General features: G+C 68.6%; 11 protein-coding genes. 8 read left to right on the top strand and 3 right to left on the bottom strand.

The genetic code is table 11. The features are described 5' to 3' along the window. The first annotated feature begins 149 nt into the window (after positions 1-149). Both WJ542_RS17865 and zwf read left to right on the top strand, forming a co-directional pair. Complete coding sequence (locus WJ542_RS17865) at positions 150-1,475, top strand: Nramp family divalent metal transporter (protein WP_411190743.1); 1,326 nt, start codon at positions 150-152, stop codon at positions 1,473-1,475. Positions 1,476-1,636: 161 nt separating this feature from the next. Beyond that, the gene (zwf, locus tag WJ542_RS17860; RefSeq protein WP_411190742.1) at positions 1,637-3,112 is read left to right on the top strand and encodes a glucose-6-phosphate dehydrogenase; all 1,476 of its coding nucleotides are present in this window, start codon (positions 1,637-1,639) and stop codon (positions 3,110-3,112) included. A gap of 60 nt (positions 3,113-3,172) precedes the next feature. Here the strand turns inward: zwf and WJ542_RS17855 are convergent, their stop codons facing one another. From WJ542_RS17855 to WJ542_RS17845, 3 genes are all read right to left on the bottom strand, one after another. Then, positions 3,173-4,513, bottom strand: coding sequence for a hypothetical protein (locus tag WJ542_RS17855; RefSeq protein WP_411190740.1), 1,341 nt, complete (start codon positions 4,511-4,513; stop codon positions 3,173-3,175). Then, positions 4,510-4,644, bottom strand: a complete 135-nt coding sequence (locus WJ542_RS17850) for a hypothetical protein (protein ID WP_411190739.1) — start codon at positions 4,642-4,644, stop codon at positions 4,510-4,512. The genes WJ542_RS17855 and WJ542_RS17850 overlap by 4 nt, the downstream gene beginning before the upstream one ends. A 128-nt stretch (positions 4,645-4,772) precedes the next feature. After that, on the bottom strand, positions 4,773-5,189 hold the full coding sequence (locus tag WJ542_RS17845) for a MarR family winged helix-turn-helix transcriptional regulator (RefSeq protein WP_411190738.1): 417 nt from the start codon (positions 5,187-5,189) through the stop codon (positions 4,773-4,775). Between the two features lie 170 nt (positions 5,190-5,359). On the opposite strand from WJ542_RS17845, the gene WJ542_RS17840 reads away from it, so the two are divergent. The 6 genes from WJ542_RS17840 to WJ542_RS17815 all read left to right on the top strand — a co-directional run bounded on the left by WJ542_RS17840 (position 5,360) and on the right by WJ542_RS17815 (position 13,191). Further along, positions 5,360-7,381: an acetoacetate--CoA ligase gene (locus WJ542_RS17840; RefSeq protein ID WP_411190737.1), complete on the top strand. Its 2,022-nt coding sequence runs from the start codon at positions 5,360-5,362 to the stop codon at positions 7,379-7,381. A 141-nt stretch (positions 7,382-7,522) separates the two neighbouring features. Then, on the top strand, positions 7,523-8,254 hold the full coding sequence (locus tag WJ542_RS17835; protein WP_411190736.1) for a DUF3348 domain-containing protein: 732 nt from the start codon (positions 7,523-7,525) through the stop codon (positions 8,252-8,254). A gap of 11 nt (positions 8,255-8,265) precedes the next feature. Then, entirely contained in the window at positions 8,266-10,662 is a 2,397-nt protein-coding gene (locus WJ542_RS17830) for a DUF802 domain-containing protein (protein WP_411190735.1), read from the top strand. Then, positions 10,659-11,309: an OmpA family protein gene (locus WJ542_RS17825; protein ID WP_411190734.1), complete on the top strand. Its 651-nt coding sequence runs from the start codon at positions 10,659-10,661 to the stop codon at positions 11,307-11,309. The genes WJ542_RS17830 and WJ542_RS17825 overlap by 4 nt, the downstream gene beginning before the upstream one ends. Continuing rightward, positions 11,302-11,946 (top strand): DUF2894 domain-containing protein, encoded by a 645-nt coding sequence (locus tag WJ542_RS17820; RefSeq protein ID WP_411190733.1) that lies wholly within the window; start codon positions 11,302-11,304, stop codon positions 11,944-11,946. Before WJ542_RS17825 ends, WJ542_RS17820 begins: the two co-directional genes overlap by 8 nt. 192 nt (positions 11,947-12,138) lie before the next feature. Further along, positions 12,139-13,191, top strand: coding sequence for an alcohol dehydrogenase (locus WJ542_RS17815; protein WP_411192479.1), 1,053 nt, complete (start codon positions 12,139-12,141; stop codon positions 13,189-13,191). Positions 13,192-13,219 lie beyond the last annotated feature (28 nt).

The raw sequence follows: 13,219 nt of genomic DNA, 5'->3' as shown, positions 1-13,219 counted from the left end.
GACCGCTTTGTGCTGAGATAGCGACATGCGCCGGCGCGTAAGCGCGAAAGATTGTCTCCTTAACGCGCGAGCGCCGCAATCCGATGACGCGCCGACGACGCGCGTTAACGCCGCGCCCGGCGTTCTGCCCCCAACTTCGAGGAGCGCGCATGGACCATCGCACCCGCGAAGACCCCCTGCCCGACGGCCTCACGAAGAGCACGGCCGCCGCCGTGCGCGAGGCGCTCGAAGGGCGCCGCCGCGGCGCGGCACTGCTGCTGCCGCTCGCGGGGCCGGCCGTGGTGGTGTCGGTGGCGTACATGGATCCCGGCAACTTCGCGACCAACATCCAGGCGGGCGCGCGCTACGGTTACGCGCTCTTGTGGGTCGTGCTGCTCGCGAACCTGGTGGCCATGCTGTTCCAGGGGCTCTCCGCCAAGCTCGGCATCGTCACGGGGCGCAATCTCGCCGAACTGTGCCGCGAGCGTCTGCCCGCGCCGCTCGTCTGGGCGATGTGGGGCGTGAGCGAAATCGCGGCAATGGCGACCGATCTTGCCGAATTCCTCGGCGGCGCGATCGGCCTGTCGCTGCTGTTTCATCTGCCGCTTATGGCGGGCATGGTCGTCACGGCAATCGTTACCTACGTGCTGCTGCTGTTCGAGCGCGCGGGTTTCCGGCCGCTGGAGCTCGTGATCGGCGGGCTCGTCGGCATCATCGGGCTGTGCTATCTGCTTGAGCTCTTCATCGCGCCCATCGCCTGGCCCAGCGTCTTTCGCCACCTCGCCACGCCGCGCCTGCCCGACGCGCAGGCCGTGACGATCGCGGTGGGCATTATCGGCGCGACCGTCATGCCGCACGCCCTCTTCCTGCACTCGGGCCTCACCCAGGCGCGCGTGCCGCCGCGCAACGACCTCGAACGCACGCGCCTCGTGCGCTTTTCCAACGTCGAGGTGGTGATCGCGCTCTCCCTCGCCGGCCTCATCAACATGGCCATGGTCATCATGGCCTCGGGCGCCTTCCATGCGGGCCACCCGGACGTCGCCGAAATCGGGAGCGCCTACCACACGCTCGCCCCGCTGCTCGGCATCGGCGCGGCCGGCATTTTCCTGCTTTCGCTGATCGCTTCGGGCATTTCGAGCTCGGTCGTCGGCACGCTCGCGGGGCAGATGATCATGCAAGGCTTCGTCGGCTTCCAGATTCCGCTCTGGCTGCGCCGCGTCGTGACCATGGCGCCGAGCTTCGCCGTGGTCGGCCTCGGCGTGAACGCCACAGAGGCGCTCGTCATGAGCCAGGTCGTGCTGAGCCTCGCGCTGCCCGTGCCCATGATCGCCCTCGTCTGGCTCACGAGCCGCGCCGCCGTGATGGGGCCGCATCGTAACCGCACCTTCACGGTCTGGCTCGCCGTGGCCGGCGCGGCCGCCGTGCTCGCGCTCAACGCGATCCTGCTCGCACAAACCTTCGGCATGACGGTGCCCGGCTTGCCAGGGCCGGGCTGAGGCGATCTTCAGCGTGCAAAGTCACGCGAAACCATGCACCATTAGCTTTTTCGCCGCGCCGGGCCGAACGCCGGGCGTGGTTTTTTCCGCAACCGGCGCGCCCCGCGCGCCCGATAAGCGCCGCGAGGCGCCTTATCCTCTTTGCCCACCAGCGACCTGCCATGACGAATCAGACTGCCCAAGCCGCGCCCGACCAGCCCGTCGACATGATCATCTTCGGCGGCGGCGGCGATCTGGCTGCACGCAAACTGCTGCCCGCCCTCTACATGGCGCACCTGCACCGCAACCTGCCGGCCGAAACCCGCATCATCGCGGTGGGCCGCAAGGACTGGAGCATCGACCAGTACCGCGCCTTCATGAACGAGCAGTCGCGTCCGTTCATCGACGCCAAGGCCTTCGACGCCGCCGCGTGGGACCGCTTCCTCGGCCTGTTCCAGTACGTGATCATCGACGTCAACCTGGCCGAAGACTATGCCCGGCTCAAATCGGCCTCGCGCCCCGAGGCGATACGCGTGTTTTATCTCTCGACCTCGCCGGAGCTTTTCACGACGATCTGCGACAACCTCACGTCGGCGGGTCTCGTGGACGAACGTTCGCGCGTCGTGCTGGAAAAGCCGCTGGGCCACGACCTCGCTTCGGCCCAGGAGATCAACGAATCGGTGGGCCGTCATTTCGCCGAGCCGCAGATCTATCGCATCGACCATTATCTGGGCAAGGAAACGGTGCAGAACCTGATGGTGCTGCGCTTCGGCAATCCGATCTTCGGGCCGCTGTGGCAGGCGCCGTATATCCGCAGCGTGCAGATCACGGTGGCGGAGACGGTGGGCGTGGGCAGCCGCGCGGGCTTCTACGACCACACGGGCGCGCTGCGCGACATGGTGCAGAACCACCTGCTGCAACTGCTGTGCATCGTGGCCATGGAGCCGCCCGTCTCTCTCGACGCGGACGCCGTGCGCGACGAGAAGCTCAAGGTGCTGCGCTCGCTGCGCCCGATGACGCTGGCCGACATCGCGCGCGACACGGTGCGCGGCCAGTACGCGGCGGGCGCCGTGGACGGCAAGCCCGTGAAGGGCTACATGGAAGAGGACAACGTGCCGGCCAATAGCCGCGCGGAAACGTTCGTCGCGCTGCGCGCCCACATCAACAACTGGCGCTGGGCCAACGTGCCGTTCTTCCTGCGCACGGGCAAGCGCATGCAGAAGCGTCAGTCGGAGATCGTCATCGAGTTTGCGGACCTGCCGTTCTCGATCTTCCCGAGCGGCCCGCGCAACTACGGCAACCGCCTCGTGATCCAGCTTCAGCCCGAAGAGTCGATCCAGTTGCAGATGCTCGCGAAGGAGCCGGGCAGCGGCATGAACATGCTGCCGGTGAACCTGAATCTGGATCTGCAGCAGGCCATTCCCGAGCGCCGCGCGGAGGCCTACGAGCGCCTCCTGATCGACGTGATCCGCGGCCGCCTCACGCACTTCATGCGCCGCGACGAACTGGAAGCGGCGTGGACGTGGGTCGAGCCGATCCTTCTGGGCTGGGAAGAGCTGGGCGACCGGCCGCGCACCTATACGGCGGGGACTTTCGGTCCGGCGGCGTCTTCGGCGCTGCTGGCGCGCGAAGGGATGTCGTGGGCCGAAGAGGCCTGAGCCGCTGAGGCGTAACCGCGCCGCTCGCATGCTTCGCGGTGCGGCGCCAGTCGAAACGCCTCAGACCCTCGTAGCCATGCGCGCGCGCATCATCGCTTCGAATGCCTCCGCGATCCGCTGCACGTAGGCGTTCTTGTGCGCGAGTTCGCCGTCGGGGCGCTCGCGATGCACGAGCATGGTCGCGTTCGCCTCGAACACGAAGACACTGCCATCGGGCAGCATTGTGAAATCCACTCCCGCGTAGTCGAGATCGAGACGCCGGCCGATGGCGGCGATCGCCGCCGCGCCGCGCTCGCCGAGCGCCGCAACGGGGTCGGCGAGAAAGCGCGCCTCTTCTTCGAGCTTCACGCGCACCCCCTCCATACCCGCGGAAAAGTAATGCACCATCCAGTGCGGCGAAATCGCGAGATGGTACGGATACGGCACGCGATCCACGAAGGCGACGCGATATTTGCGGCACGAGCCGTCGGCGTCGCGCGTGTCGCGAAACGCGCTGACGTAGAACGAGCCCGCTTGCGCGGCGAGCGCGGCTTCGAGCTGGGCCTCGGTGTCGCAGCGCACGAGCCCTTCGCCGCCATGCGTCGCAACGGGCCTCACGAGCAACGGCAGGCGCATGCCGGCCGCCGCTATGCGCTGCCGTGCTTCGTCGAGCACTTTGTCGTGAATGGGATCGGCAGGATCGATGCGCAGGCACGGCGCAGTCTGCACGTCCTGCAAGCCATCCAGCAACGCCGGCAGCCGGTCGCGACGCGTAACCGCAACGCGTTCCGGCACATTGAGCAATGGCCGCGCACAGGTTTGCGCGAACTGCGCGATACGTGCGCGGAGCGGTTCCGCAATGTCGGGATCGCCCACCGCATTGAACACGAGATCGAACGGCGGCAGGGCCGCGTCCTCCGCGGGCGGCGCATAGTCGATGGCGTATTTGATGCGCCCGTTGTGCGGCGTGGGCACGAGCAGGTCGAACGGCACGTTGCCCGAGGAGCGGCCCGCGCACAGCAACAGCACCCGGCGCGACGGCTGCCCCGACGCTTCCACGTAGACGCGCTGCAAGGCGTACGCGCGCTCGCGACAGCGTTCGGCATGGCCGTCGTTGCCCGCCTTCGCATGGATCGCCGCGAGGTTCTGCCAGGCCACGGCCTGCCGGGCGTCGAGACCGAGCGCGAGTTCGTACCAGCGCCTGGCGCGCGCATGGTCGCCCTTCATGAAATAGCCGGTCGCGACCATGCCGATGCGCTGGGCGCCCTCGCCGGCAACGCCTGCCCGGTGCGATTCGAGCGCCTCGGCCGCGATCAGGTGCGCGAGCGCGGCCAGTTCGTCGCCGCCGGCGCGTGCGCGCTCCGCCGCTTCGCGCAGCAGCGCAGGCGTGTCCGTGAGGTCGGGAAGCAGATCGTCAGTCACGGCCGGAAGAGATCCAGCCCTGCAAATACCACCACGCCGCTCAGCGCGATCATGGGAACCGAGTGACGACCGAGAAACAAAATGGCGGCTGCCAGCCACGTGGAGATGAAAAAAGCGCCGATGCGCCGCATGATGAAACTCCGTTACCCTTGATGCGCTGTTGCGCGCAGGAGCCCCGAAGCCCGCCACGCGCGAAGGACAAAAACGGCACATGCCTGCGCCGCGTCCCTCAAAAAAGAACCCGCCTGTCCGGCCGCGCTCAGCCCAGCGTCGTGCGTGCGCTGCGCAGCCGCGTGACGGTATCCACGAACGCCTCGCCGCCCAGCGTGCGCTTGAGGCGCCCCGTGACGGCCGCGCTCGCGCCATTGAGCGCCTCGCGTATCGCGAGCGCCTGCGCGGTCGGCACGATGGCCACTTCCCGCCCGTCGCCTTCGGTGCGATGACGCTCCACGTAGCCGCGCGCTTCGAGCCCGTCGAGCACGCGCGTGGCCGTGGGCCGTGCAATCGAAAGCAGGTCGGCCAGCTCGCGCTGAAGCAAACCCGGACGCTCCATCACCGCACGCAGCATGAAGCCCTGTGGCGGCGTGAGATCGAACCGCTCGAAGGCATCGGCCCATTCGCGCTCGAGACGCCGCGCGAGCGCCGACGTGTTGAAGTAGAGACACTGGTCGAACATGTTCGAAGCATAACGGCTTATCGTTAGCTATGCAACCATCTGCGCGCTTTCCCTCGACATGGGGTCGGCGTTTACACCGGCTAGCGCGGCGCGCGAAAAAAATGGTACCCAATGAGGACACGCGGCAGCGCCTGGCCGCCGCCCTTCGTTCTCCGAGGAAAACCGCCATCGTGACCCCGCCTCTCGAAGCCGCCGACGCCCCCGCGTGGGTGCCCTCGCCCGATACCGTCGCCCGCGCGCGCGTCACCGAATTCACGCAGTGGCTCGCGCGCGAGCGCGGCCTTGCATTCGACAGCTACGACGCGCTATGGCGCTGGTCCGTCGACGATCTCGACGGCTTCTGGTCGGCGCTCTGGGACTGGGCCGACCTGCGCTCGGCAACGCCGCGCGGCAAGCCGCTCGAAAATGCTTCGATGCCCGGCGCGCGCTGGTTTCCGGGCGCCACCCTCAATTACGTCGAGCAGGCCTTTCGCCACGCCACGCCCACGCGCCACGCCATCGTCTGGCGCAACGAGGCCGGCGAGCACGGCGAACTCGGCTGGACCGAGTTCGAGCGTCAGGTGGCCGCGCTCGCGGCCACACTGCGCCAGATGGGCGTGAAGCGCGGCGATCGCGTCGCCGCGTTCATGCCGAACATCCCGCATACCATCGTGGCATTTCTCGCCGCCGCGAGCCTCGGCGCGATCTGGTCGGTCTGCTCGCCCGACATGGGGCGGCTCGCCGTGCTCGACCGCTTCCGCCAGATCGAACCCACTGTGCTGATCGCCGTCGACGGCTACCGTTACGGCGGCAAGCCGCACGATCGCCGTGCGCTGTTAGGCGAGTTGTTGGCCGAACTGCCGTGCGTGCGCCATGTCGTGCTCGTGCCCTATCTTGCCCCCGGAGCCAACGCGGCCGAGATCGTGCGCGGCAACGACGCGCAAGGCCACATCTGGGCGGACGCCGTTGCCGGCGACGCAGCGCTCGCGCCCGAATCCGTTCCCTTCGACCATCCGCTCTGGATCGTCTACTCGTCGGGCACGACGGGGCTGCCCAAGCCCATCGTCCATTCGCACGGCGGCATCGTGCTCGAACAGGTCAAGATCGCCGCGCTGCACCTCGACCTGCGGCCCGGCGACCGCTTCAACTGGTTCTCCAGCACGGGCTGGATCATGTGGAACTGCCAGGTGGCCGGCCTGCTCGTGGGCGCCACGCTGTGTCTCTACGACGGCAACCCCGGCTACCCCGACATGGGCGCGCTGTGGCGCTTCGTCGGCGACACGCGGATCAACTTCTTCGGCGCCGGCGCCGCCTTCTTCCAGGCCTGCCTGAAAGCGGGCGTCGAACCTCATCAGGTCTCCGAATTATCTGCGCTGCGCGCGGTCGGCTCGACCGGTTCGCCGCTCCCGGCAGAAGGCTATCGCTGGATCCTCGACCATGTCGGCGACGTATGGATCGCCGCGATTTCCGGCGGCACCGACTTTGCCGGCTGCTTCGTGGCCGGCGTGCCCACGCTGCCCGTATGGCTCGGCGAAATGCAGTGCCGGTGCCTGGGCGCCCGCGTCGAGGCATTCGACGACGCGGGCCGGCCCCTCGTCGACGAAGTGGGCGAGCTCGTCTGCACGGCGCCCATGCCTTCGATGCCGCTCTACTTCTGGAACGACGCGGGGGACACGCGCTATCGCGACAGCTACTTCGACGTCTGGCCCGGCATCTGGCGCCACGGCGACTGGGTGCGGATCACGGAACGCGGCGGCGCGATCATCTACGGCCGTTCCGACGCGACGATCAACCGCCACGGCATCCGCATGGGCACGAGCGAGCTGTATCGCGCGGTGGAAGACTTGCCCGAGGTGCTCGACAGCCTCGTCGCGGATCTGGAGTACCTGGGCCGCGAGTCGTACATGCCGCTCTTCGTCGTGCTGCGCGAGGGCGCCGTGCTCACGTCCGAACTGCAGGGCACGATACGCGAGCGCATCAAGGTCGCGCTTTCGGCGCGGCACGTGCCCGACGACGTGTTCCAGATCGATGCGGTGCCGCGCACCCTCTCCGGCAAGAAGATGGAGCTGCCCATCAAGAAGCTGCTGCTGGGCCAGCCGCTAGAGAAGGTCGCGAATCCCGGGACGATGGCCAATCCCGAATCGCTCGCCTGGTTCAGCGAGTTCGCGCGCGAACTGGCGATGCGCGGCAGGCCCGGCAAACCCGCCGCTTGACGTTTCGATTGCTTCGATTGGAGCCCTGCCTCGGGCTTCGCCCGGTGCTCCGATCATGACCGTTATTCCGTCATCGGGCCACACACCTTCGGCGGAAGACGGCTCAGCGTGTAAACTGTCAGGTTTTTGTCTCCAGCAGGTATGGTTCAAGCCCCCCTGCAAGCGGCGCTGAGCGGTCCGACCCTCGTTCGCCTGCTTGCTCGTCTGGCCGAAGCCGACGTATCCGAACCGCAGGCGTCCCTCGCCGATCGTCTGAGCCAGTGGCTAGGCTGGACCGACGCGATCGCGCTCTCGACCGCGCTGGGCGCCCCGCCGGACCCGGCTCGCGCGGGCGCCGCGCAGGCGCTCGACCGCGAGGACGCGGCCCTCGTCGTGACGGCGCGCAGCGCGCTCACGAAGATGATCACGCGCGCGTGCGCCCCGGCCAACGCGCGGCGCGGCGCACGCGAGAACGCCGAAGCGGCGCCGCCCGCCGACTTTGCCGAGTTCCGCCAGGACTATCTGTCGATCCAGCAGGCCATGGAGACGGAAATCGGCCAGTTGCGCAAGCGTCTGCGGGCGCGGCTCGCGGCGCACACGCCGGCGCTCGCGCGCCTCGCGGCCGTGGACGCGATCATGGAACGCTCGCTCGGCGCGCGCGAACAGCGCCTGCTGGCCTCGGTCCCCGCGCTGCTGGCGACGTACTTCGAGCGCCTGCGCCGCGCGGCGCAACCCACGCCCGACGGGGCCGGCGCCTGCGCCGATGAAGCGCCGGCCGCGCCCGGCGCATGGCTTGCCGCGTTCCGCAAGGAAATGCAGAGCGCGCTGCTCGCCGAACTCGACATCCGGTTCCAACCGGTGCAAGGGCTGCTCGCGGCCCTTCGCGCCCGCTAATTCAGCTCCTCATGTCCCGACTTCGTATCGATCTCGTTGTATTCCTCGCAGGTCTCGCCGCCGTCTGCTGGATCGGCTGCGGCTATGTCGCTGGCGCCAATCTGCTCGCGCTCGCCGTCACCGTGCTGATCGGCGCCTGCTATCTCACGGGCGCGCTCGAACTATGGCGCTACCGCCAGGCCACGACCGCTCTCGACGCCGCCCTGGCCGATCTGGCCGCGCCGCCGGCGAAGCTAGGCGCATGGCTCGACCGGCTGCCCGCCGGCCTGCGCGGCGCCGTGCGCCTGCGCGTGGAGAACGAGCGCGCGGCGCTGCCCGGCCCCGCGCTCACACCTTATCTGGTTGGTCTGCTCGTGCTGCTGGGCATGTTCGGCACGCTGCTCGGCATGGTCGCCACGCTCAAGGGCACCGGGATCGCGCTGGAAGGCTCGACCGACCTCGTCGCGATCCGCGCCTCGCTCGCCGCACCGGTCAAGGGGCTCGCGTTCGCGTTCGGCACCTCGATCGCGGGCATCGCCACCTCGGCCATGCTCGGGCTGCTTTCGGCGCTCTGCCGGCGCGAACGCAACGAAGCCGCCCTGCGGCTCGATGCGAAGATCGCGACCACCTTGCACGTCTTTTCGCACGCGCACCGGCGCGAGGCAGGCTACGCGCTGATGCAGCGCCAGGCCGAGGCAATGCCGGTCCTGGTCGATCGTCTGCACACCGTGATGCAAGCCATCGAACAGCAAAGCCTCGCCATGAACGAGCGGCAGATCGCGAGCCAGGCGGCGTTCCTCGGCAAGGCCGACGCCACATGGACGGCACTCGCCGCCTCCGTCGCGCGCTCGCTTCAGGAAAGCGCGGCCGGCAGCGCGCGCGCCGCGAGCGCGGCGGTCTTGCCCTCCGTGGAAGCCACGCTCGCGACGCTCGAGGACAAAGCCGCGGCACTGCACGGCGCGATCACGCAAGCCGTCGAACGCCAGTTGAACGACATCGCGACGGGACTTGAAGCGACGACCGCCAGCATCCGGCACGAGACGGCGGCACTGCATGGCGCCGTCTCGCAGGCGGTGGAGCGCCAGTTGAGCGCGATTGCATCGACGCTAGAAACTTCGACTGTCACGCTCAAGGCTGAAACCGCGGCGCTGCACGAAGCCGTCACGCAAGCGGTCGAGCGCCAGTTGAATACCGTTGCATCAAGCCTCGAAACGTCGACGGCAACCCTCAAGGACCAGACGGCCTCGCTGCACGACACCGTCACGCACTCGGTCGAGCGTCAGTTGACCGGCATCACGTCAGGCCTCGAAGCCACGTCGACCACGCTTTCGACGCAATGGCACGAAGCGCTCGCGCAGCATCGCCAGTTGAATGAAACATTGGCGGAAGATCTGCGGACTTCGCTCGCCCGCTATGCCGATGCCTTCGAGCAACGCTCGACCCAGTTGCTCGATAACGTGGCCACGCGCCTCGGCACGAGCACGGACACCGTCGCGCAAACCTGGAACGCCGCGCTCGACCACCATTCGCGCGTAAGCGGACAGCTCGCCGACGATCACCAGCAGGCCCTCGCCGCAGCGGCGGCGCAGTACGAACAGCACACGGCCGCCCTGCTCCGGGCAGCGGACGAGTCGCACGCCGGCCTGGAGGCCAGGCTCGCCGCACGCGAAGCCCAGCGCCTCGACGCCTGGCGCGAGACCGTCACCGGCATGACGGCGACGCTGCGCACCCAATGGGACGAGGCGCTCGCGCAAACCGCGAACCACCAGCAGGCGATCTGTGCGACGCTCGAACGGACGGCCGGCGAAGTCGCGGCCAGCACCGCGACCCACTCGCGCGAGACGATCGCCGAAATCGCCCGCCTCGTCGAGGCCGCGTCCGAAGCACCGCGCGCCGCGGCCGATGTCATTGCCGAGCTGCGCCAGAAGCTCTCGGACAGCATGGTCCACGACACCGCGATGCTGGAGGAACGCAACCGTCTGCTCGCCACGCTCGAAACGCTGCTCGCCGCCGTGAACCACGCCTCGACCGAACAGCGCGGCGCTATCGATTCGCTCGTGACGACCTCGTCCGATCTGCTCGAACGCGTGGGCTCGCGCTTTACCGAGCGCGTCGAAACCGGCACGAGCCGGCTCGACGGCGTCGCCGCGCAGGTCGCGAGCGGCGCGACCGAAGTGGCGAGCCTTGGCGATGCATTCGGCGCGGCTGTGCAGTCCTTCGGCACGTCGAACGAAACGCTCGTGGCGCAGTTGCAGCGCATCGAAGCCGCGCTCGACAAGTCGCTCGCGCGCAGCGACGAACAGCTCGCCTACTACGTCGCGCAGGCGCGCGAAGTGATCGATTTGAGCCTGCTCTCGCAGAAGCAGATCATGGAAGAGCTGCAGCAGTTGGCTGGCCAGCGCACCGAAGCGGGAGCCGACGCCGCATGAGCGAAGACTTCATCGACGGCGGCGCGGAGCCGGCCACGCCGGTCTGGGCCGCCTTCAGCGACCTGATGACGGTGCTGCTGGGCGCGTTCGTGCTGATTCTGGTCGCCGTGATCGGCGTGCAGCTCGAGCTTTCGACGAAGCTCGACCAGGCCGTCAAGGAACGCCAGCTCGAAGCGCAGCGCCGCAAGACACTCGAACAGGCGCTGGCCGGCCCGCTCGCGGCGGGGCGCATCACGCTCGTCAACGGGCGTATCGGCATCAGCGGCAACGTCCTGTTCGCGCTGAACTCCGACCAGTTGCAACCCGAGGGCCGCCAGTTGCTGCAAAGCCTGGCCAGTCCGCTCGCGACCTACCTCAAAGCGCACGACGAAATCCTGATGGTGAGCGGCTTTGCCGACGACCAGCAGGTGCACGCCGGCAACCGGCGCTTCGCCGACAACTGGGAGCTCTCGGCCCAGCGCGCGCTGACCGTGACGCGTGCGTTCATCGAAGAAGGCGTGCCCGCCTCGTCGGTGTTCGCGGCGGCATTCGGATCGGAGCAGCCCGTGAGCTCGAACGCCGATGCGGCGGGGCGCGCCAAAAACCGGCGCGTCGAAATCGCGCCCGTGCCGCGTTCGACGGCCGCTGGCGGTGAACGCGGTGAGTGAGCGCTCGACACCGCCTCTGCCGACGCAGCTCGACGCATGGCGCGAACGCGGCGCCGACCGGCTCGATCCCGCGCGCTTTCGCGCGATGGAGGCGCTGGCGCTTCGCGCGGCGCGCCACGGCGGCGAGGTGCGCCGCCTGCTCGATGCCAGGCTCTCCGAACTAATGACGGACTATGCGGCGCTCGCCGCCGGCGCGGCGCAGGTCCGGCACGGCCCGGACGAAGCGCCGGCCTCGCTGCAAAGCGCGCGCGGTGCGCTGGGCGAGCTGGTCGACTACCTCGCAAACCAGCCGCGCGACGCCGGCGGTGCGGGGGCCCGCGACGCGAACGGGCCGAGCGTTTCGCCCGAACTGCTCGACTACTTCCGGGCCACCTGGGCCCGCGTGCGCACGGGCCAGCAATTGCGTGTCGCCGAAGTCCTCGTGCCGCAGAACGCCGGCCCGCTCAATTCGAGCAGCCTCGTGCACCGCGCACTCTCGCTCATGCGCGAGCTTTCGCCGGGCTACCTGCAGCAGTTCCTTACCTACGCGGATGCGCTCTCGTGGCTAGAGCAGCTCAATGCCGGCAGCACGGCCCCCGGCAAGGAACCGCCGCGCGCCGCGAGCGCGAAGAAAGGCACGCGCGGCAAGGCGCGTTAGCCCCCGCTCCGCACGCTGGACGGCCTCTCGCGCGCGCCAATCCGCAAAGGCCAGGGCACGTGAATACGGGAAAAACGGCAGGAAAAACAAAAGACGAACGAGCGTACGAAAACGTACCGTATCCGCTATGATGCGAAAAAAGCCGCTATCGCCCAGCGGTCGCCCTAACCGACTACGGAGACATCCATGCAGATGCGTTGTTTTTGCGTGACCCGCCACGGCCAGCCGCTCGAACTGATGCACGAGGAGATTCCCCAGCCCAAGGGCACCGAAGTGCTCGTGCGCGTGAAGGCCGCCGGCCTGTGCCATTCCGACCTGCATATCTGGGAGGGCTACTACGATCTGGGCGGCGGCAAGAAACTCTCGCTCGCCGACCGCGGCATCAAGCTGCCGCTCACGCCCAGCCACGAGATCTGCGGCGAAGTGGTGACCGCGGGACCGGACGCCGGCCCCGTGCAGACCGGCATGATGGCGGTCGTGCATCCGTGGATCGGCTGCGGCCAGTGCGCCGCCTGCCTGCGCGGCGAGGAAAACATCTGCGTGAAGCCGCAATCGCTCGGCGTCATGCGCGCCGGCGGCTTTGCCGACTACGTGATCGTGCCGCACCCGCGCTATCTCGTCGATCTCGGCGGCCTCGATCCCGTCAAGGCCGCACCGCTCGCCTGCGCGGGCGTAACGACGTATTCGGCCATCCGCAAATTCGGCGAGCGCATCCACGAAACGCCCGTGGTGGTGATCGGCGCGGGCGGTCTCGGCCTCATGGCGATCGAAGTCCTCAAGGCGCTGGGCGGCAAAGGCGCGATCGTCGTGGATGTCGACCCGGCCAAATGCGAGGCCGCGCTGAAGGAAGGTGCGCTCGCGGCCATCGACGCACGCGCACCCGACGCCGCCACCCAGATCGCCCAGGCCGCGGGCGGCGGCGCGCGCGCGGTGCTCGACCTCGTCGGCGCGACGTCCACCGTGACGCTCGCGCTCGATTCCAGCGCGCGCGGCGGCCACGTGGTGATCGTGGGCCTCATGGGCGGCGACATCACGCTCGCGCTGCCGATCATCCCAATGCGGCCGCTGCGCATCGAAGGCAGCTACGTCGGCACGCTGCCCGAACTGCACGAGCTCGTCGCGCTGATGCGCGACGGCAAGGTGCGTCCCGCACCGGTGACGAGCCGGCCGCTCACCGAGGTCAACGCGGCGCTGCAGGCCCTCCAGGAAGGCAAGGTGGTCGGGCGGCAAGTGCTGATTCCGTGAACATGCCGGCAGCCTTCGCCGATCACGC

Origin of the sequence: Paraburkholderia yinzeri, assembly GCF_046581065.1 — a bacterium.
In the GTDB taxonomy this organism is placed as follows: Bacteria; Pseudomonadota; Gammaproteobacteria; order Burkholderiales; family Burkholderiaceae; genus Paraburkholderia.
This window is presented reverse-complemented; position numbering and strand designations above follow the sequence as displayed.

What these genes read in the sequence shown, in the direction of transcription:
- WJ542_RS17845 (WP_411190738.1), bottom strand. Translation starts at nt 5,189, where the DNA reads ATGTTCGACCAGTGTCTCTACTTCAACACGTCGGCGCTCGCGCGGCGT.
- WJ542_RS17825 (WP_411190734.1), top strand. Translation starts at nt 10,659, where the DNA reads ATGAGCGAAGACTTCATCGACGGCGGCGCGGAGCCGGCCACGCCGGTC.
- WJ542_RS17815 (WP_411192479.1), top strand. Translation starts at nt 12,139, where the DNA reads ATGCGTTGTTTTTGCGTGACCCGCCACGGCCAGCCGCTCGAACTGATG.
- WJ542_RS17830 (WP_411190735.1), top strand. Translation starts at nt 8,266, where the DNA reads ATGTCCCGACTTCGTATCGATCTCGTTGTATTCCTCGCAGGTCTCGCC.
- zwf (WP_411190742.1), top strand. Translation starts at nt 1,637, where the DNA reads ATGACGAATCAGACTGCCCAAGCCGCGCCCGACCAGCCCGTCGACATG.
- WJ542_RS17835 (WP_411190736.1), top strand. Translation starts at nt 7,523, where the DNA reads ATGGTTCAAGCCCCCCTGCAAGCGGCGCTGAGCGGTCCGACCCTCGTT.
- WJ542_RS17850 (WP_411190739.1), bottom strand. Translation starts at nt 4,644, where the DNA reads ATGCGGCGCATCGGCGCTTTTTTCATCTCCACGTGGCTGGCAGCCGCC.
- WJ542_RS17865 (WP_411190743.1), top strand. Translation starts at nt 150, where the DNA reads ATGGACCATCGCACCCGCGAAGACCCCCTGCCCGACGGCCTCACGAAG.